16 protein-coding genes are annotated in these 18,322 nt (G+C 61.7%); 7 read left to right on the top strand and 9 right to left on the bottom strand.

Annotation, left to right across the window (positions count from 1 at the left end):
* The first annotated feature begins 105 nt into the window (after positions 1–105).
* Both DXT88_RS05865 and DXT88_RS05860 read left to right on the top strand, forming a co-directional pair.
* The gene (locus DXT88_RS05865) at positions 106–1,824 is read left to right on the top strand and encodes an ArnT family glycosyltransferase (RefSeq protein WP_016836556.1); all 1,719 of its coding nucleotides are present in this window, start codon (positions 106–108) and stop codon (positions 1,822–1,824) included.
* Between the two features lie 88 nt (positions 1,825–1,912).
* Positions 1,913–3,265: an MATE family efflux transporter gene (locus DXT88_RS05860; protein ID WP_265211959.1), complete on the top strand. Its 1,353-nt coding sequence runs from the start codon at positions 1,913–1,915 to the stop codon at positions 3,263–3,265.
* Between the two features lie 32 nt (positions 3,266–3,297).
* On the opposite strand, the gene DXT88_RS05855 is transcribed toward DXT88_RS05860, so the two are convergent.
* A complete protein-coding gene (locus DXT88_RS05855; protein ID WP_016836554.1) occupies positions 3,298–5,358 on the bottom strand; it encodes a putative bifunctional diguanylate cyclase/phosphodiesterase in 2,061 nt (686 codons plus the stop codon).
* Positions 5,359–5,978: 620 nt separating this feature from the next.
* On the opposite strand from DXT88_RS05855, the gene DXT88_RS05850 reads away from it, so the two are divergent.
* The gene (locus DXT88_RS05850; RefSeq protein ID WP_016836552.1) at positions 5,979–6,404 is read left to right on the top strand and encodes a hypothetical protein; all 426 of its coding nucleotides are present in this window, start codon (positions 5,979–5,981) and stop codon (positions 6,402–6,404) included.
* A 41-nt stretch (positions 6,405–6,445) separates the two neighbouring features.
* Here the strand turns inward: DXT88_RS05850 and ybiB are convergent, their stop codons facing one another.
* On the bottom strand, positions 6,446–7,417 hold the full coding sequence (gene ybiB / locus DXT88_RS05845) for a DNA-binding protein YbiB (RefSeq protein WP_265211958.1): 972 nt from the start codon (positions 7,415–7,417) through the stop codon (positions 6,446–6,448).
* Positions 7,418–7,589: 172 nt separating this feature from the next.
* Here ybiB and tsaD point away from each other — a divergent pair, with 172 nt between their 5' ends.
* Complete coding sequence (tsaD, locus tag DXT88_RS05840) at positions 7,590–8,621, top strand: tRNA (adenosine(37)-N6)-threonylcarbamoyltransferase complex transferase subunit TsaD (protein ID WP_265211957.1); 1,032 nt, start codon at positions 7,590–7,592, stop codon at positions 8,619–8,621.
* A gap of 79 nt (positions 8,622–8,700) precedes the next feature.
* Here tsaD and plsY read toward each other — a convergent pair whose 3' ends face one another.
* Genes plsY through DXT88_RS05820 form a run of 4 tightly spaced genes read right to left on the bottom strand, consistent with a single transcriptional unit; the run spans position 8,701 to position 11,328 of the window.
* A complete protein-coding gene (gene plsY / locus DXT88_RS05835; RefSeq protein WP_016836548.1) occupies positions 8,701–9,309 on the bottom strand; it encodes a glycerol-3-phosphate 1-O-acyltransferase PlsY in 609 nt (202 codons plus the stop codon).
* A gap of 24 nt (positions 9,310–9,333) precedes the next feature.
* Positions 9,334–9,828 carry a Cys-tRNA(Pro) deacylase gene (ybaK, locus tag DXT88_RS05830; RefSeq protein WP_265211956.1) on the bottom strand — a complete coding sequence of 165 codons (495 nt, stop codon included), beginning with the start codon at positions 9,826–9,828 and terminating at the stop codon, positions 9,334–9,336.
* Positions 9,829–9,869: 41 nt separating this feature from the next.
* Positions 9,870–10,841, bottom strand: a complete 972-nt coding sequence (gene xerD / locus DXT88_RS05825; RefSeq protein ID WP_050977778.1) for a site-specific tyrosine recombinase XerD — start codon at positions 10,839–10,841, stop codon at positions 9,870–9,872.
* Complete coding sequence (locus DXT88_RS05820) at positions 10,831–11,328, bottom strand: methylated-DNA--[protein]-cysteine S-methyltransferase (protein ID WP_265211955.1); 498 nt, start codon at positions 11,326–11,328, stop codon at positions 10,831–10,833. The genes xerD and DXT88_RS05820 overlap by 11 nt, the downstream gene beginning before the upstream one ends.
* Before the next feature lie 112 nt (positions 11,329–11,440).
* Here DXT88_RS05820 and DXT88_RS05815 point away from each other — a divergent pair, with 112 nt between their 5' ends.
* Entirely contained in the window at positions 11,441–12,094 is a 654-nt protein-coding gene (locus DXT88_RS05815; protein WP_265211954.1) for a VOC family protein, read from the top strand.
* 381 nt (positions 12,095–12,475) lie between these two features.
* Here DXT88_RS05815 and DXT88_RS05810 read toward each other — a convergent pair whose 3' ends face one another.
* The 3 genes from DXT88_RS05810 to DXT88_RS05800 all read right to left on the bottom strand — a co-directional run bounded on the left by DXT88_RS05810 (position 12,476) and on the right by DXT88_RS05800 (position 15,447).
* The gene (locus DXT88_RS05810) at positions 12,476–13,756 is read right to left on the bottom strand and encodes a TRAP transporter large permease (protein WP_265211953.1); all 1,281 of its coding nucleotides are present in this window, start codon (positions 13,754–13,756) and stop codon (positions 12,476–12,478) included.
* Positions 13,753–14,313, bottom strand: coding sequence for a TRAP transporter small permease (locus DXT88_RS05805; RefSeq protein WP_029364012.1), 561 nt, complete (start codon positions 14,311–14,313; stop codon positions 13,753–13,755). Before DXT88_RS05805 ends, DXT88_RS05810 begins: the two co-directional genes overlap by 4 nt.
* A 129-nt stretch (positions 14,314–14,442) precedes the next feature.
* Entirely contained in the window at positions 14,443–15,447 is a 1,005-nt protein-coding gene (locus DXT88_RS05800; protein ID WP_016836542.1) for a TRAP transporter substrate-binding protein, read from the bottom strand.
* A 195-nt stretch (positions 15,448–15,642) separates the two neighbouring features.
* Here DXT88_RS05800 and DXT88_RS05795 point away from each other — a divergent pair, with 195 nt between their 5' ends.
* Together DXT88_RS05795 and DXT88_RS05790 are read left to right on the top strand one after the other, a co-directional pair.
* A complete protein-coding gene (locus DXT88_RS05795) occupies positions 15,643–17,655 on the top strand; it encodes a PAS domain S-box protein (protein WP_265211952.1) in 2,013 nt (670 codons plus the stop codon).
* Between the two features lie 54 nt (positions 17,656–17,709).
* Positions 17,710–18,306, top strand: a complete 597-nt coding sequence (locus DXT88_RS05790; protein ID WP_265211951.1) for a response regulator transcription factor — start codon at positions 17,710–17,712, stop codon at positions 18,304–18,306.
* Positions 18,307–18,322: the final 16 nt, after the last annotated feature.

Here is an 18,322-nt window from a genome sequence, read left to right as displayed (position 1 = left end):
CGTTACCATCCAATACATCCTTTAACGGAATTTTGCTGCACAATATCGGCTACCCGATAATTGCACTCGCAGTGCAGCAACACGTACAAGAGCAATAACACCTTGATGAAGCCAGTCCGCCTCCCTGCCGCCGCGACCAACGCTCTGCCTCGCTGGGGCCTGCTCGCGCTCGGCTTGCTGTATATCCTGCCCGGCCTCATCGGCCGCGATCCTTGGAAGAACGACGACGCCGCCAGTTTCGGCATCATGTGGACCATGGCGCACGGCAACCTGATGGACTGGCTGGCGCCCAACATCGCCGGCATGGCGATGCCCGCCGAGAGTCCGCTGGCCTACTGGTTCGGCGCCATCTGCATCAAGCTGTTCGGCTGGCTGCTGGGCGATCCGCTGGCGGCGCGCATTTCGACCGTGGGTTGCTTCCTGATCGGCTCGCTGTCAATCTGGTACGCCACCTATCTGCTCGGCCGTCGCAGCGAAGCGCAGCCGCTCAAACTGGCCTTCGGCGGCCAGCCGGAACCGCGCGATTTTGGCCGTACCCTGGCCGACGGCGCTTTCCTGATTTACCTCGGCTTCCTGGGTCTGCTGCTGCACAGCCACGAGACCAGCGCCAAAACCCTGCAAATCGCATTGGTGGCTTATGCCATGTACAGCGCCGCGCGCGTGTTCGATACCAACAAGCCACATCAGGCGCTGTCTCTGGGCGCGGTGCTGGGCCTGCTGGTGCTGACGCACGGCTGGCTGCTGCCGGCCGGCGTGCTGCTGGGATTGCTGGTGTTGTCGGGCCTGCACTATCGTCCGGTGTTCAAGTCGCTGATCGGCCTGTCGCTGCCGACGGCGCTGGCGATCTGCCTGATCTGGGTCTTTTCGATCCGCGCCCTGCTGCCCGAGGCCAGCGCGCAATTTTCGACCTGGCTCAGCTGGAACATCTATCAAATCAACTGGCCGACCATGGCCTCGCTGAAGTTCTTCGGCAAGTACGGCGTCTGGTTCGCCTGGCCGGCATGGCCGTTCGCCGGCTGGGCCGTGTACGCCTGGCGCCGTCAGTTGCAGTCGCTGCACATTTCGCTGCCGCTCGCCTTCTTCATCCCGCTGACGCTGCTGGTGCTGCTCAACGTGCACAGCGAAGAAGGCATCCTGCTGCCGCTGCTGCCGGCATTGGCGATACTGGCTGCCTTCGGCCTGCCGACCATGAAGCGCGGCGCCATCAATGCGGTGGACTGGTTCTCGGTGATGACGCTGACCACCTGCGCGGCCTTCATCTGGATCGGCTGGATCGCCAAGGAAACCGGCTGGCCGGCACAGATCGCCAAGAACGCCTTCAAGCTCGCTCCCGGCTACAAACCCGGCTTCAATGCGATCGCGCTGGCGATTGCCGTGCTGACCACGATTTTCTGGATCCTGCTGGTGCACTGGCGCATTTCGCGCCGGCCTTCGGTGCTGTGGCGCGCGGTGGTGCTGTCGTCTGGCGGCGTAGTGCTGTGCTGGGTGCTGCTGATGACCTTGTGGCTGCCATGGGTCAACTACGGCAAGAGCTACGCCGGCGTGGCGCAACAGATCGAAGAACGCATGTCGGCAGTCAAGCAATGCGTGGAATCCAACGTCGGCCCGGCGCAGCGCGCGTCGTTCGCCTACTTCGGCCACGTCCATTTCGAAGACCGCCCGGATATGCGCTGCGACTTCCTGCTGCTGCAGGACAGTATCGACAACCAGAACGCCGAGCAGATGCTGCGCCAGTATGAAGGCCGCTGGCAACTGCTGTGGGAAGGCCGGCGCCCCTCCGACCGCGACGAGCGCTTCCGCCTGTATCGCCGCATCGGCAATTGAAGCGATAGACGAAGCGACAAACGAAGCAACAAACGAAGCGATGCCGGCGGCCTGACCCAGGCCAGGCCGGCGTCGACTTTTGAACAGCATGACATCACGCATCCATACATTCCGCATTGCTTCGCTGGCCTGGCCGATCCTGATCGGCCAACTGGCGCTGATCGCCAACGGCGTGATCGACACGGCGATGGTGTCGCGCTTCTCGGCGATGGATCTGGCGGCGCTGTCGCTCGGGGTGTCGATTTACGTGAGCGTATTCGTCGGCTTGTCGGGCGTGCTGCAGGCATTGTTGCCGACCATCGGCCAGTTGTACGGCGCGCGCCGCTTCGGCGACATCGGCCGCGAAGTGAAGCAGGGATTGTGGCTGGCCTTTTTCCTCAGTTGCATAGGCTGCCTGGCGCTGCTGTTTTCGCCGGTGTTCCTGTCGTTCGCGCAAGCCTCGCCGGAGCTGGCTGAAAAAGCCACCCTCTACCTGCGCATCGAAGCGCTGGCGCTGCCGGCAACGCTGGGTTTCCGCGTGTATGCCGCGCTCAACAACGCGATCTCGCGTCCCAAGATGGTGATGGCGATCCAGATCGGCGCCTTGCTGCTGAAGATTCCGCTCAACGCCTGGTTCATCTTCGGCGGCCTCGGCTTGCCGGCCTTCGGCGGGCCGGGTTGCGCCATCGCCACCAGCCTGATTGCATGGCTGATGCTGCTGACCGGCTGGATGCTGGTGCGCGGCGCGCCGATCTACCGCGAACTGCGCGTGTTCGGCAGCGGTTTCGTCGCACCGCAATGGAAAGCCCAACGCAGCCTGCTGAAACTCGGCATTCCGATGGGCCTGAGCTATTTCATCGAAGTCACGGCGTTCACGCTGATGGCGATCTTCATTGCGCGTCTCGGCGCGGTTGCGGTCGCCGGTCACCAGATCACCGCCAACGTCGGCACCGTGCTGTACATGCTGCCGCTGTCGCTGGCGAACGCCACCGGCACGCTGGTGGCGCAGGCCATCGGCGCGCGCGACTGGCAGACGGCAAAGAAGATTTCCCGCGCCGGCATCCGCCTGTCGGCGATCCTGTCGGTGCTGATCGGCGTGGCGGTATGGTTCGCGCGCGAGCAGATCATCCGCGCCTATACGCCCGACGAAGTCATCATCGCGTCGGCCTTGCCGCTGTTCCTGTTCATCGCGTTCTACCAGTTGTTCGACTCGCTGCAGGTGACCACGGCGTTCGTGCTGCGCGCCTACAAGGTGGCGGTGATCCCGACGGTGATTTATGCGGTGGCGCTGTGGGGTATCGGACTCGGCGGCGGCTACATCCTCGGCCTCGATCCGTTCGGCATATCGCCGGCATGGCTGCACGGCGCCGCCGGCTTCTGGCTCGGCAACAGCGCCAGCCTGGGACTGGTGGCGTTCTTCCTGATCTGGTATTTGCGCGTCATCCAGCGGAGCGTGGCGTAGAGCAGCCGAGGGCCGCCAAACGCTTCAGGACATCAGGCGAACGCCCTGCCCTGACCCAAAAAATGCTGCACGTCTCCCGCTGCGCCCGGACGCGCCAGCAGGAATCCCTGCACCTGGTCGCAGTTGAGTTTTTGCAGCGCGGCGAGCTGAGCTTCCGTCTCCACCCCTTCGGCCACCACTTCCATGTTCAGCGCATGCGCCAACGCGATGATGGCCGATACGATGGCCGGCCCGGAGTCGCCGCCCTGATCCAGGCGCGACGTAAAGAACTTGTCGATCTTGAGCTGGCGGCAATGGAACTGCTGCAGATACGCCAGACTGGAATAACCGGCGCCGAAATCGTCGATGGCGATGTCGTAGCCGAGCTGCTGCAAATCGGTGATGATGCGCGCGCTCTTTTCGACGTTCTTCATCGCCGCGGTTTCAGTGATTTCAAACATCAGGCGCTGCGGCGCAATGCCGGCCTGACTGACGATGGCGGTAACGCTGTCGACCAGATCGGGACGCATTTGCAGCGGCGACAGATTGAGCGCCACCTTGACCGGCGGCATGCCGGCCGCATCCCAGCGCACGATCTGCGCGCACACTTCGCGCAACACCCAGTCGCCGATCGGAATGATCTGGCCCGAGCGCTCGGCGATCGGGATGAACTCGGTCGGACTCATGCTGCCCAGCTCCGGATGATCCCAGCGCAGCAAGGCCTCGACGCCGGTCAGGGTACGCTGGCGGCCTTCGAATTTGGGCTGGAAATGCAGCGACAACTGGTTGTGCTCCACCGCCAGTTGCAGCGCATGGCGCACCGTCAGATGCCGCATCGCGCTGGCGTGCATGGCCGGCTCGAAGAAACGATAGGTATTGCGGCCGTTCTGCTTGGCCTCGTACATCGCCGCGTCGGCGTTCTTCATCAGCGCCTCGACGGTGTCGCCGCTGTTGGGATACACCGCGATGCCGATGCTCGACGTCACGCGCAGCGTCGCCTCGTCGACGCGAAAATCCTGGCGCAGCACGCTCAGGATATTTTCCGCCAGGTTTTCCACCACTTCGGGCGAAGCCAGGTTGCCCATCACCGCCACGAACTCGTCGCCGCCGATGCGCGACACCATGTCTTCACTGCGGATGCAGGCGCGGATGCGCTGCCCGACGGCGATCAGCAAACCGTCGCCGACCGAGTGGCCGAGCGAATCGTTGATGGCCTTGAAGCCATCCAGGTCCATGAACAGCACCGCAAACGACAGGCCGCTGCGTTTGGAAACGTGGATCGCATGCTGGATGCGCTCGGCCAACAAGGCCCGATTGGGCAGGCCGGTGAGTACGTCGTGCGTGGCGAAGTGCAGCAGCTTGTCGTTGGTGCGGCCGACGATTTTCCTGAGCAGCTTGGTCTTTTGCGCGCCGCTGAAAATCAGCGCAGCGATCAGCACGAACAAGGTGCCGAGCACCACCGCGCTCATCAGGTTGTCGCTGTCGATGCTGGCGTAAGTGCTGCTGATGCTGTCGGGCGAAAAATTGGCCGCCGCCATGTTCAGGCAGTGCATGAAGAAGATGCCCAGGCCGAGCATGCCGGCAAAAATCACGCGGCGCCAGAAATGATCGCTCTTGCGCGCGTTGAGCGTATAGATGATCCAGATGTTGAGCACCGCGACGGCCATCGTCGCCAGCACCGACAGGATTTCCAGCCACGGCGTGTAACGCACCGCCGGCATGATCTGCATCGAGTGCAGGCCGATCCAGTGCACCACCGCCATGCCGCCGCCCAGGGCGACGCCGTCGCCCAGCATGCGCGGCCAGCGCAAGCGGCGTTGGGTGGAGCGGTGCAGCAGATAGAACGACAGGCCGATGCACAGCAGCAACGAGATCCCGGTGAAGAAGGCGTTGTAGCCGATGTTGATCGGCAACTGGAACGCCAGCATGCCGGTGAAATGCGTGGACCAGATGCCGACGCCGAACACCAGCGCGCCGCCAGCCAGCCACATGCGGCGGTAGCGCGCGGTTTCCTGCGATGAGATGCGTTCAGCGATTTCCAATACCGTGTACGAAGCAAGCGTCGCAACAAATAGGGAAAAGCAAATCAGCAAAAGGTTATAGGAGCCGGCCATGATCTGAGAAATCCGTCTGCATCTTCCGTTCGAACTGCGTGTTACGAAAATGAATCCCGTGAAACCACGACGACAAACAAAGCTTCATCGATGCGCGATAACGCATCGATTTTCACAAACAAAATCAGGAGAAAAAAGCGTCGCAAACGCTCGTGTTTTTGCATGCGCTGCCGTTTGTCGTTTGCTCTTTATTCATTCGCGACAATCGGCGCAATCCGGCGCAATCCCTTTATCCGCGCCTATTCTAGCTGGTTTGAACCAAAAAATCCCGGCTTCTTCCCCGCTGTTTTCACGAGGTGAAAAGAACTGGATTTTCTGACAATACGACAGCTCCCGCGCGGCGCTTTGCAAATCTGGTCGCAAAAGCGCTTTTTGCCTTCTCGAAATGCTTCGAGCAAGGTTCGCGCAAACACCGAGAATAGCCTGAAAGGCTTGCTGGGCGTCATGTTGGGAGATTCAGACACATTACAATTGTTATCTATCAGTCAAGTTAAAAATAAGACAAGATAGCTACAACTTGGTGACGTTAAGCGGCGTTGATTATAAGTCACATCCTCCGCGTAATTATTCCAAAAAGTAAAAGTACCCAATCCTCACCCACTAGGCAGTAAGTTCCAGTCATGGAAAACGCGAACGAGAAATTTGCAAAACGACTGCGCGCCTCGATGGAAAAAGCGGGTTATGAACCAAAACCCGCTGTTCTGGAACGCGAGTTCAATTTGCGCTATTGGGGAAAACCGATGACCTTGCATGGCGTGCGACGCTGGCTTCTCGGTGAGTCCATGCCGAACCAGGACAAGCTCGAGACGCTCGCCGAATGGCTCATTGTCACGCCGCAACATTTGCGCTTCGGCGAAGAAATCGGCAAGCGCATCGACAAGCGCCGTGCCCGCTGGGAAGAAGCCATCGGCTACCGCGAGCGCGAGGCCTTCGAAGCCTTCATCAACCTGCCCGCGCCGCAACGCAAGATCGTCAAGGAAGTCATTTTCGCCTTCGCGCAAGTCACTGCAGCGCTACCCGTAAAGGTTGTCAAACCCAAAGCCTGAAGAGACGCCTCGCGATGCCGCTCAAGTGACAATGAGCGAGCTCAGGGCGTGCGCGCCTTGACCGCTTTGGACACAGTCATGCAATGCTCGACCTGTTCGGCGATCGCAATCGGCACGGTTTTCTCGCCGCGCAATACCGCCTCGATCCAGCGCGCCGTCACGGCCGCATCCCTGCCCTCCGGCAAGTCCGGAATCTCTTCCGCCACTTTTTGCTTCTCCACCAGCACCGTGCGCTCACCGCCATGGAACCAGTCGATCTGCTGCGCGCGCCGCGCGTTGGCGACGGTTTCGCCTTCGGTGCCGCGCATCAGGAAAGCGTCCCCGCGCTGAGGCGGCGCAGCGTCGACAAAATATTTGCCGAGCATTTCCAGATATTCGGGATGCGTGTACGAGGTCAGACGTAAAGCGGGCGCCGCAAACGGCTGCATGATCTTGACCAGCGTATGCGTTGAATTGCGCACACCGAGGACGCGCCGCATCGCCAGCAGGCGCGCCATTTGCGGCGCCAGCACCTGGATCGGGATGAATGCCGGCTGCCGGTTGGCCAACGCGGCCTCGGCTTCGTGCGGACCGATCGCGTGATGAATGCCGAGCGCTTCGAAAATCTCTGCGCTGGTGACGCGTTGCGGATCCTGGGTTACGCCATGCATCAGCACCGGCACGCCTTCACGCGCCAGCAGCAAGGCCGGCAACGGCGTCAGGTTGGCCATGTGGCGCGAGCCGTTGTAGCTCGGAATCACCACCGGCGCGTAGTCGCCCAGCGGCGCCTGCAGCGGCGTAAAAGAGGCTTCGGCGGCATCCAGGAAGCCGGCGATTTCTTCCACCGATTCGCCCTTGACGCGCATGGCCAGCAGGATCGCCCCGAGTTCGAGGTCGCTCACTCGGCCCTCCAGCATGGCGCCGTAAAGCAGTTGCGCATCCTCGCGCGACAAGCTGCGCGCACCATCCTTGCCGCGTCCGATTTCCTTGATGAAGCGGGCCGCAGCCAGCATTTCCTTGCCTGATTCCGTCATGATCGCGCTCTCGTATTACTGCCGTTATTGCTGCCGTTATTGCTGCCGTTTTTGATGTGCGCAAGAGTACCATGCGACGCGTCTTGCGCGCCGCCGCGGCGGCGCACGCCTTTCCTTTACAATAGCGCCTTCGGACGCCTGCGCGTTCCCACTGTTTTCCCTTCTGCAACACATGATAGTTCTCGGCGTCGAATCCTCCTGCGATGAAACCGGCCTGGCGTTATACGACACGCAAAAAGGCCTGCTCGCCCATGCCCTGCATTCGCAAATCGCGATGCATCAGGAATACGGCGGCGTCGTCCCCGAACTGGCCTCGCGCGACCATGTACGGCGTGCGATTCCCCTGCTCCGGCAAGTCTTCGAACGCAGCGGCATCGCCCACAACGACATCGACGCCATCGCCTACACCCAAGGCCCCGGACTGGCCGGCGCGCTGCTGGTGGGCGCCTCGGTAGCCTGCGGCCTCGGTCTCTCTCTCGACAAGCCGGTGCTCGGGGTGCATCACCTCGAAGGCCACCTGCTGTCGCCGCTGCTGTCGGCCAACCCGCCGCAGTTCCCCTTCGTGGCGCTGCTGGTGTCGGGCGGCCATACGCAATTGATGCGCGTGGACGGCGTCGGTCAGTACGAACTGCTCGGCGAAACCCTGGACGATGCCGCCGGCGAAGCCTTCGACAAGTCGGCCAAGCTGCTCGGCCTCAGCTATCCGGGCGGCCCGGCGATTTCGCGGCTGGCCGAATTCGGCGATCCGGGTGTGTATCAGCTGCCGCGCCCGATGCTGCATTCCAAGAATTTCGACTTCAGCTTCTCCGGCCTGAAGACGGCCGTGCTGACCGTGGTCAAGAACCAGACCACCAACATCTGCGAACAGGACAAGGCCAACATCGCGCGCGCTTTCGTCGACGCCATCGTCGACGTGCTGGTGGCCAAATGCATGAACGCGCTCAAGCACACCGGCATGAAGCGCCTGGTCATCGCCGGCGGCGTCGGCGCCAACAAGCAGCTGCGCGAAGGTCTCAACGCCGCTGCCGCCAAACGGCGCTATCAGGTGTTTTATCCGGAACTGGAATTCTGCACCGACAACGGCGCCATGATCGCCTTCGCCGGCGCCATGCGCCTGCAGCAGCACCCCGAAGCGGCAAAGCGCGACTATGCGTTCAGCGTGCGGCCGCGCTGGCCGCTGGATGAATTGCGCACGGCAGTGTAAGCCATGAAAAAGCCCGGTACAAACCGGGCTTTTTACTTTCGCGAATGGCTGCTTGCTTCTTCCATTTTTCTATTTTTTTCTATTTTTTCTTAGCGCCGATCTTGCTTTCCTTGCCGGCCAACAGATTGGCGATGTTCTTGCGGTGGCGGAAGATCAGCAGCACGCTCATCGCCAGCACCGCCAGCAGGATGCCGTCGGCGCTGCCGAACAGGAGGCCGTAGTAGAACGGCGCGAACACGCTGGCGATCAGCGCCGCCAGCGAGGAGTAACGGAATGCATAGGCGATCGCCAGCCAGGTGACCAGCGTCGCCACGCCGAGCCAGACGTTCAGCGCCAGCAGGATGCCGAGTGCGGTCGCCACGCCCTTGCCGCCGACGAAGCGGAAGAACACCGGCCACAGATGACCGAGGAAGACGGCGATGGTCGCCAACGCGACGCCGGTGTCGCCAACGCCGAATTGCGGCCCCAGTTTAATTGTCAGCCATACCGCCAGCCAGCCTTTGAAACCATCGCCCAGCAAGGTCAGCGCCGCGGCCTTCTTGTTGCCGCTGCGCAGCACGTTGGTGGCGCCGGGATTTTTCGAGCCGTAGGTGCGCGGATCGGACAGGCCGAAGGCCTTGCTCACCACCACGGCGAATGAAATGGAGCCGATCAGGTAGGCGGCGATTGCAAACAGTACTGTATTCATTGAATTCTCTTTCTTGACGCTTGTTTATTCTTCCAGCGCGCAGTGTACAGGCTTGCCGGGCAGGACTTTGACGATGACGTCCGGCGCAATCCCGATCAGGAAACCGCGTCGGCCGCCATTGATGTAAATCTTCGGAATCGCCAGGATGCTTTCTTCGACGTAGACCGGCATTGCCTTGCGCGTGCCGAACGGCGAGGTGCCGCCGATCAGGAAGCCGGAATGGCGATTGGCCACTTCCGGCTTGCACGGCTCCACCGACTTGCAGCCGATTTGCCGCGCCAGGTTCTTGGTCGAGACCTTGCGGTCGCCGTGCATCAGCACCAGCATCGGCTTGGCCGCTTCATCCTGCATCACCAGCGTCTTGACGACGTGATGCTCGTCCACGCCGAGTTCGCGCGCCGACACGCTGGTGCCGCCGTGCTCTTCGTAGGGATAGGGATGTTCGGTAAAGGAAATGCCGTGCTTGCGCAGGAATTGCGTCGCCTGGGTTTCGGAAATATGGTCTTTTTTGGAGCTCATTTGGCGCACATTATGCCGCAACTTGAAACGGCTGAAATGGGTTATCCACGCGGATGATGTTCCGCATGCAATTTCTTCAGGCGCTCGCGCGCCACATGGGTGTAGATCTGGGTGGTCGAAATATCGGCGTGGCCGAGCAGCAGCTGCACCACGCGCAGGTCGGCGCCATGGTTGAGCAAATGCGTGGCGAAGGCGTGGCGCAAGGTGTGCGGCGACAGCGGCGCACGGATGTCGCCTTGCAGCGCGTATTTCTTGATCAGCGTCCAGAACATCTGGCGCGTCATGGCGCCGCCGCGGGCGGTGACGAACAGGGCGTCGTCGACCTGGCCCTCCAGGATCAGCAGGCGGGCTTCGCGCAGGTAGCGCTCGATCCAGCTGCGCGCCTCTTCCCCGAACGGCACCAGGCGCGTCTTGTTGCCCTTGCCGGTGATGCGCAGCACGCCTTCGTTCATGCCGACTTCCACCGACTTCAGCAACACCAGTTCGGATACGCGCAGGCCGCTGGCGTACATCAGTTCGAGCATGGTGCGGTCGCGCAGGCCCAGCGGGGTCGTAACGTCAGGCGCGGCCAGCAAGGCTTCGACCTGGCCTTCCGACAACACCTTGGGAAAGCGCGGCGGCTGCTTGGCCGAGCGCAGCCGCAGGCAGGGATCTTCGCTGATGCGGTTCTGCCGCAGCGCCAGCAGGAAGAAGCGCTTGAGCACCGCCAGCCGGCGATTGGAGGAACTGGCCTTGGTGTCGGCGTGGCGTGCGGCGAAATAAGCGTTCAGGTCTTCTGCCTGTGTAGCCAGCAAATCCTTGCGGCGCTCCGTCTGCAGCCAGTGTGCAAACAGCGTCATGTCGCGCCGGTAGGCTTCCAGCGAATTCTTGGCGAGACCGTCTTCCAGCCACAGCGTATCGCAGAATTCATCGATGGCTGCCAGGCTGGCGCCGGTGGCTTGGACCTTGGGCGCCCGCCCGGCGACGCTTTTTCTGGCGGGCTTGGCTGCGCCAGCAGATGCGTCAGTAGCCATCGACGCCTTCATGCGCCAACAGCCAGCGCTTGACGCTGAGCGGGAAGCCATCCTCGTCGTCGCGATGCGAATAGCCGCCCAGTCCGCCCGCCGCCGTCACGCGATGGCAGGGTATGACCAGCGAAAACCAGTTGGCGCCGCAAGCCTGCCCCACCGCACGCGGCGCTGAGCGGATGAATTTGGCGATCTGGCCGTAGGTGCGCACTTCACCGCGCGGAATCGAGGCGATCGCATCCCAGACGCGGCGCTGGAAATCCGAACCGACCTCGGCCAGCGGCAACTTGAAGCGGTAGTCCGGTTTGTCGATATAACGCAGGATCTGTTTGACGGCCTTGTCGGCCACGGCATCGGTGGCATCCTTTTCGCCGAAGTGCCTGGGCAGCGTAACCATCTCCACAATCACGCCGGCGGAGGTGCGAATGCCGATGCCGCCGAACGGTACGTGTACGATGGCGGAGAAAATATCGCCCGCTTGTGTATTCTTCATGACTCGGAAACATTGAGGGAATACGCTATTTAAGCACATCGCCGCAGTCGGCTGCCAACCCGCCGCCACTCCACTTCCACCTTCACCCTGCTGCAATCGAGGAACCAGATACATGACAACACCTACCAGCCACGCCGATCACCTCGTCGTCACCGCCCCCTCGCTGGCCGAAGGCATTGCCTACATCGAGCAGACCCTCGGCGTGTCGCCGCAAGCCGGCGGGGAGCACGTGCGCCTCGGCACCCACAACGCCCTGCTCAAGCTGGGTCGCGGCTTTTATCTGGAAGTCATCGCGGTCAATCCGGCAGCTCCTGTCCCACAACGTGCGCGCTGGTTCGGGCTGGACTACGTGGCCGCCGGCAGCAAGCCGCGCCTGGCGACCTGGGTGGTGCGCACCGACGACATCGAGACGGCGACGGCGGCGTCCGCCATCTCGCCCGGCATCGTCGAAGAAATGAGCCGCGGCGCGCTGCAATGGCGCATCACCATTCCCTCCGACGGCAAGCTGATCCTGGACGGCGTGATGCCCAGCCTGATCCAGTGGAACAGCTCCAGCCACCCGACCGACAACATGGCCGATCTCGGTTGCAGCCTGGTCAAACTGGAGGGATGCCATCCGCAAGCCGCGGCAATCGCCGCCAGCCTGGCGCAAATCGGCCTGCAAAGCCACGTCGACATGCACCAGCCGGCGCCGGGACAGAAACCGCACATGCTGGCGCTGATCCAGACGCCGACCGGCCTGCATCCGCTGGGGATGGCGGAATAGCCGACACGAGCAAGCAAATACGCGCAGAAAATAAAAAAGGCGCATCTTGCGATGCGCCTTGAAATTACCCTTGTGCGTCCCGGCCGTTTAAACAGCTTCTTGAACTCACGTCTCCTCAGTATCCTCGGTATCAATACCGTTTGTTATGTGCATCATCACCCACTTTAAATCTTGTTTTTAAAGCCATGAACCACCGACAATACTGCGACTGAAATTCTGTTGTCCTTGCAGACGAGGTCGCACTTTAACAGTACTTGCCCGGCATTAAAAGTACTTTTTGCGCAAATTTAAAACATGTTTTCCAGCAACATTTCAACCTGACAATATTGCCGTCGCCGCCGCTTCCAGCCTGCGGCGGCGGCTGCCTGCTTCCGTCCTGGATCAGTCAAAAACCAGGTTAGGCAACCACAGCGAAATCTGCGGCACGTACGTTATCAGGGCAAGGAACACCAGCATCGTCAGCAACCACGGCATCACCGCAATCGTCAGCTCGGTAATCCCCATCTTGGTAATGCCCGAGGCCACGTACAGGTTCAGGCCGACCGGCGGATGGCACATGCCGACTTCCATGTTGACCACGATCAGGATGCCGAAGTGGACCGGATCGATGCCCAGCTTCATCGCCACCGGGAACAGGATCGGCGCCATGATCAGCACGATCGACGACGGCTCCATCACGTTGCCCGCCAACAGCAGCAGGACGTTCACCACCAGCAGGAAGGTGATCGGGCCGAGGCCGCTGTCGGTGATCATCGCCGCCATCGCCTGCGGGATGTTTTCGCTGGTCACCAGGAAGGAGAACAGCACCGCATTGGTGATGATGTACAACAGCATGGCCGACATCGATGCGGAGTCCAGCAAGACCTTGGGCACTTGCTTCAGGCCCATGTCCTTGTAGACGAACACCGCGATGATGAAGGCGTACACCGCCGCCATCGCCGCCGCTTCCGTCGGCGTGAAGATACCGGTATAGATGCCGCCCATCACGATGACGATCAGGAACAGGCCCCAGCCGCTCTTGCGGAAGGCCGCACCGCGCTCGGCCCAGCTCGCCTTCGGCAGACGCGGGTAGTTATGCTTGCGCGCCAGGTACCAGGTGGTCGCACCGAGCAGGAAGGCCAGCATCAGACCCGGCACCACGCCGGCCATGAACAGCTTGCCCACGGAGGTGTTGGTGGAGACCGAATACATCACCATCACGATCGACGGCGGAATCAGGATCCCCAACGCGCCCGAGGTCGTGATGACGCCCGCGCCGAATTTGTTGGGGAAACCCTGGCGCACCATCGCCGGCAGGATGATCGAACCGATCGCCACCACGGTGGCCGGCGACGAACCGGACACCGCCGCGAACAAGGCGCACGCCATCACGCCCGCCAGCGCCAGGCCGCCGTGCCAGTGCCCGACCATCGCCGTGGCGAAGTTGATCATGCGCCGGGCGACGCCGCCGTGCGTGAGGAAGTTGCCGGCCAGGATGAAGAACGGGATCGCCATGATCTCGAACTTCTCGATGCCGGTGAACAGCTTCAGCGCCACCGACTGGATCGGCACGTCGGTCATGGTGAACAGGAAGGTCAACACCGTCAGGCCGAGCGAGATCGAGATCGGCATCCCGGTCAGCATCAGGCCGAACAGCAGGACGAAGATAATGGCTGCGTTCATGCTTTTCCTCCTGCGATTTCTTCGTCGAGGCCTTCGACGTAGGCGTGGTCGTGTTTCGGCAATTCACCAGTCTTGATGAAGGCCCAGCAGACCTGCAGGAAACGGAAGCACATCAGGTAAGAACCCAGCGGCACGGCCATGTAGACCATCCACATCGGTATTTCCAGCACTTCGGAGGTGCTGGAATGCTGCGAGATTTCCCAGACGAACTGAGCGCCCAGCGTGCCGACGATGCCGGTGAACAGCGCGCCGGCCAGCAGGCCCAGCACCACGAACTTGTTGCGCCATGGCGTATTCATGCGATTGATCAGCACGTCGACGCCGACGTGGATGCCGGTGCGCACGCCGTAGGCGGCGCCGAACTTGGCCATCCACACGAACATGAAAATGCACAGCTCCTGCGCCCAGCTGGTGTTGATTTGTATCAGTTCATCCTGCAGCCAGGGAATCGGCAGGCCGGAGGCATAGCGGTGCAACACCGCCACGAAGATGATGACGGTCGCCGCCGCCATCAGGAAGGCGATCAGCCACTCTTCCAGGTGGTCCAGAAATTTCAACATTGCGTCTCCTCATTGGGATGAAAAAACCGGCGAGCGAGCGCCGCCGGATTCCATCCCTGTCAGTTTTTTTTCAGACGCAGGCGGCACGCGGCACGCCTGCATCGGTCGTTGTTATATCCGACGCGATTACTTCTGACCCAATGCTGCAGCTTCCTTGTTGACCGCGGCGATCAGATCCTTGCCGATGCGGTCGGCCATCTGGGTCTGCACCGGCAACAGGGCTTTGCGCCATTCGGCCTTTTCCTTGTCGTTCAGACGATAGATGGTGGTCTTGCCGGTCTTTTGCACGGCAGCCAGCGCGGCGTCGTTCTCTTGCTGGGCGATGGCGTTGGCATACTTGGTGGCGTCCTTCATCGCACCTTCCAGCGCGGTGCGGATGTCGGCCGGCAGGCCGTCCCAGAACTTCTTGTTGACGATGACCGCATAGCCCAGGTAGCCGTGATCGGAGACCGTCACGTGCTTCTGCACTTCATGCATCTTCTGGGTGTACAGGTTCGATGGCGGATTCTCGGTGCCGTCGACCACGCCGGTCTGCAGCGCCTGATAAACCTCGGAGAAAGCCAGCACTTGCGGATTGGCGCCGAGCGCGCGCATTTGCGCGTCGAGCACCTTGGACGACTGGATGCGCATCTTCAGGCCGCGGAAATCGGCCGGCACGTGCAACGGCTTGTTGGCCGACATGCCCTTGAAACCGTTATCCCAGTACGCCAGGCCGGTGATGCCCTTGGGCTCCAGCTTCTTGAACAGGTCCTTGCCGATCGGACCTTCGGTCACGCGATACAGCACTTCCTTGCTCGGGAAGATATACGGCAGGTCGAATACTTCGAATTCCTTCACGCCCAGCGGACCGAACTTGGCCAGCGACGGCGCCAGCATCTGCACCGCGCCCAGTTGCAGCGCTTCCAGTTCTTCCTTGTCCTTGTACAGCGTGCTGTTCGGATAAACCTCGACCTTCACGCGGCCTTTGGTGGCTTTTTCGGCCAGCTCCTTGAAGCGTTCGGCGCCTTTGCCCTTGGGCGTGTCGTTGGCGACGACGTGGCTGAATTTGATGATGATCGGCGCCTGGGCAAATGCATTGCCGGCGATGATGGTTGCAGCGGCAAGTGCAAAAACTAATGACTTGAGTTTCATGGTTGTCCCCTTTTTTGGTTTTGAAAAATATGGAAAAGGCGTGGTCGCAATTCTGACTGAGCGCATTTTGCCATGACAAAATGCTGACACAATTGTGGATAACCACAATTTGCATGACGCGCCGCAACATCCGCTCCTGTGCCGTCGCTCGCGATAAACTACGCGCACCACGCCATCGCCTCTTTACCGGACCTCATGACCCAGCAGCACACTTCCTCTCCTTCCCATCTGCTGTCGCCGGGACGCCGTCACCTGTTGCGCTGGGTCATGCCGATCCTGCTGGTGCTGCTATTCCTGATGACGCTGATCTGGCTGCCGCGCCAGGCGCAGCAGATGGAGTCGAGCGAACGCCAGGAACAGCTCATCGCCGACTCGCTGTGGGTGGAACAGGCGATCCGTTTCCAACTCAGCCGCGACGATGAAAGCATGCGCCTGATCGCACGCGAGATCGTCAACGAGCATCTGAAAAAGGACCAGTTCCGCAGCCGCCTCAACGCGCTGCTGCGCAACAACCGCGAGTTCTATCGCGTCACCTGGCTCAGCGCCGAGGGCAAGCCGATCGCCTCGACCGATGACTTCCCGGTCCCGCGCCACGAATTGTCGACGCCGTCACAGCAGGCCGAAGAACAGGCGCGCACCATTCGCCGCCCGATCTACAGCGCCCCCGCAGTGCCGCCCGGCATCGCCGAACCCGTGGTGATGGATTACCACATCCCGTTGTTCCGCGAAAACCATTACCTCGGCAGCGTCGTCGCCAGTTATTCGGTGGCGCGCGTGCTCAACGAAATGGTGCCGTGGTGGTTCGCCCAGGACAACGAAATCGTCCTCACCGACACCGACGACAAGGTGGTCGCACGACGCACCGCCGGCGGTCCCGGCCTCAACGTCTATACGCACCGGCGCGAGCTGGAGCTGCCCGGCCTGACGCTGCGGCTGCACACCAACAGCACCAAGAGCGCGCCGAAGCTGCTGCCCAATCTGCTGGTCGGCTCGGTCATCGTGTTGTCGCTCGGCTTGCTGTGGAGCCTGTGGGCGCTGTGGCGCGACATCAACCGCCGCATGACGGCGGAAGAAGCACTGGTGCATGAAGTCTCGTTCCGCAGCGCGATGGAAAACTCGCTGGTCACCGGCATGCGCGCACGCGACCTCGAAGGCCGCATCACCTACGTCAACCCGGCCTTCTGCACCATGGTCGGCATCCCCGCCGACGAACTGGTCGGCAAGATCCCGCCGATGCCTTACTGGGCGCCGGAAGCGATGGACGAATACCAGGAACGCTTCTCCAAGGTGCTGGCCGGCCGCGTCACGCCGCAGTTCGAAACCATCTTCCAGCGCAAGGACGGCGAGCGTTTTCCGGTGCTGATTTTCGAATCGCCGCTGGTGGACCAGAACGGCAAGCAGACCGGCTGGATGGGATCGATCCTCGACGTCACCGACCGCAAGCGCGCGGAAGACCTCAATCGCATGCAGGAAGAGAAATTGCAGACCGGCGCGCGCCTGGCCAGCATGGGCGAGATCGCCTCGACCCTGGCGCATGAGCTGAACCAGCCGCTGGCGGCGATCTCCAGCTACACCACGGGCGCGCTCAACATGATGCAGAGCGGCGCCATCGATCCGGCCTCGCTGCAACCCGCGCTCGAAAAAATCAATACCCAGGCGCAGCGCGCCGGCAACGTCATCCGCAGCGTGCACCAGTTCGTCAAGAAGCGCGAACCGACGCGCCAGCCGGTGTCGATCAAGGGCATCGTCGACAACATCGCGCCATTGGTCGAACTGCAGGCGCAGCAATTCCTGGTGGTGGTGCAGACCGCGATCCCGGCCGATCTGCCCAACGTGCTGGGCGACGCCGTGCTGCTGGAGCAGGTGCTGCTCAACCTCACCCGCAACGCCATCCAGGCGATGGCGGCGATCGCGCCGGAGCGCCGCATCCTGCGCATCGCCGCCGCGCTTGACCGGCAGACCTCGTCGCAACAATCCATGGTGGTGTCGGTCATCGACCAGGGCCACGGCATACCGCCGGAAGTCGCGGCCGCCCTGTTCTCGCCGTTCTTCTCGACCAAGGCCGAAGGCATGGGTATGGGGCTCAACATCTGCCGCACCACCATTGAATTCCACGGCGGCACGCTGACCTATGCCAACAACCCTGCCGGGGGTACAATCTTCCGGTTTTCCTTGCCTTCCCTGCCCGTGCAGGACTCCGCGGTTTGAACCAGAACAAAAACGCGCGCCTTCGGCCAAGCGTCACTATTTCACATGGCATCGATGCTGCACATTGTTGACGACGAAGAGATCATCCGCGATTCGCTCACATGGCTGGCGCAATCGCGCGCCATTCCCGCCATCGCCTACGCCGGCGCTGCGGCGCTCCTGGCCGCGATGGAACAAGCCGACCCCGACAGTTTCGACGTCGACGGCGAATGCATCCTGCTCGACGTGCGCATGCCGGACCAAAGCGGCGTGGCGCTGTTCGACACGCTCAAGAGCCGCGGCATCACACGGCGGCGTCCGGTGATTTTCCTGACCGGCCATGGCGACGTGCCGATGGCGGTCGACATGCTCAAGAACGGCGCCTTCGATTTCTTTGAAAAGCCGTTCAACGACAACCAGCTCATGGACCGCGTGCTGGAAGCGCTGCAGGCCTCGCGCGAGGCCGGCGAACAGGATGCCGTGCGCACCCGCCTGGAAGCGCTGTCTTCGCGCGAGCGCGAAGTGCTGGACCTGATCCTGGCCGGAAAAATGAACAAGATCATCGCCGACGAACTCGGCATCAGCATGCGCACGGTGGAAGTGCACCGCGCCCATATCTTCGACAAGATGAACGTCAAGACCGCCGTCGAACTCGCGCGCCTGCTGAAATAAACACTTCCTTGAAATA

It is taken from the genome of Herbaspirillum lusitanum, assembly GCF_026127345.1.
Lineage (GTDB): Bacteria > Pseudomonadota > Gammaproteobacteria > Burkholderiales > Burkholderiaceae_D > Herbaspirillum > Herbaspirillum lusitanum.
Note: the sequence above shows the minus strand (reverse complement) of the source record. Positions and strands in the feature narration are given on the sequence as shown.

What these genes read in the sequence shown, in the direction of transcription:
- DXT88_RS05865 (WP_016836556.1), top strand. Translation starts at nt 106, where the DNA reads ATGAAGCCAGTCCGCCTCCCTGCCGCCGCGACCAACGCTCTGCCTCGC.
- DXT88_RS05860 (WP_265211959.1), top strand. Translation starts at nt 1,913, where the DNA reads ATGACATCACGCATCCATACATTCCGCATTGCTTCGCTGGCCTGGCCG.
- DXT88_RS05855 (WP_016836554.1), bottom strand. Translation starts at nt 5,358, where the DNA reads ATGGCCGGCTCCTATAACCTTTTGCTGATTTGCTTTTCCCTATTTGTT.
- DXT88_RS05850 (WP_016836552.1), top strand. Translation starts at nt 5,979, where the DNA reads ATGGAAAACGCGAACGAGAAATTTGCAAAACGACTGCGCGCCTCGATG.
- ybiB (WP_265211958.1), bottom strand. Translation starts at nt 7,417, where the DNA reads ATGACGGAATCAGGCAAGGAAATGCTGGCTGCGGCCCGCTTCATCAAG.
- tsaD (WP_265211957.1), top strand. Translation starts at nt 7,590, where the DNA reads ATGATAGTTCTCGGCGTCGAATCCTCCTGCGATGAAACCGGCCTGGCG.
- plsY (WP_016836548.1), bottom strand. Translation starts at nt 9,309, where the DNA reads ATGAATACAGTACTGTTTGCAATCGCCGCCTACCTGATCGGCTCCATT.
- ybaK (WP_265211956.1), bottom strand. Translation starts at nt 9,828, where the DNA reads ATGAGCTCCAAAAAAGACCATATTTCCGAAACCCAGGCGACGCAATTC.
- xerD (WP_050977778.1), bottom strand. Translation starts at nt 10,841, where the DNA reads ATGGCTACTGACGCATCTGCTGGCGCAGCCAAGCCCGCCAGAAAAAGC.
- DXT88_RS05820 (WP_265211955.1), bottom strand. Translation starts at nt 11,328, where the DNA reads ATGAAGAATACACAAGCGGGCGATATTTTCTCCGCCATCGTACACGTA.
- DXT88_RS05815 (WP_265211954.1), top strand. Translation starts at nt 11,441, where the DNA reads ATGACAACACCTACCAGCCACGCCGATCACCTCGTCGTCACCGCCCCC.
- DXT88_RS05810 (WP_265211953.1), bottom strand. Translation starts at nt 13,756, where the DNA reads ATGAACGCAGCCATTATCTTCGTCCTGCTGTTCGGCCTGATGCTGACC.
- DXT88_RS05800 (WP_016836542.1), bottom strand. Translation starts at nt 15,447, where the DNA reads ATGAAACTCAAGTCATTAGTTTTTGCACTTGCCGCTGCAACCATCATC.
- DXT88_RS05795 (WP_265211952.1), top strand. Translation starts at nt 15,643, where the DNA reads ATGACCCAGCAGCACACTTCCTCTCCTTCCCATCTGCTGTCGCCGGGA.
- DXT88_RS05790 (WP_265211951.1), top strand. Translation starts at nt 17,710, where the DNA reads ATGCTGCACATTGTTGACGACGAAGAGATCATCCGCGATTCGCTCACA.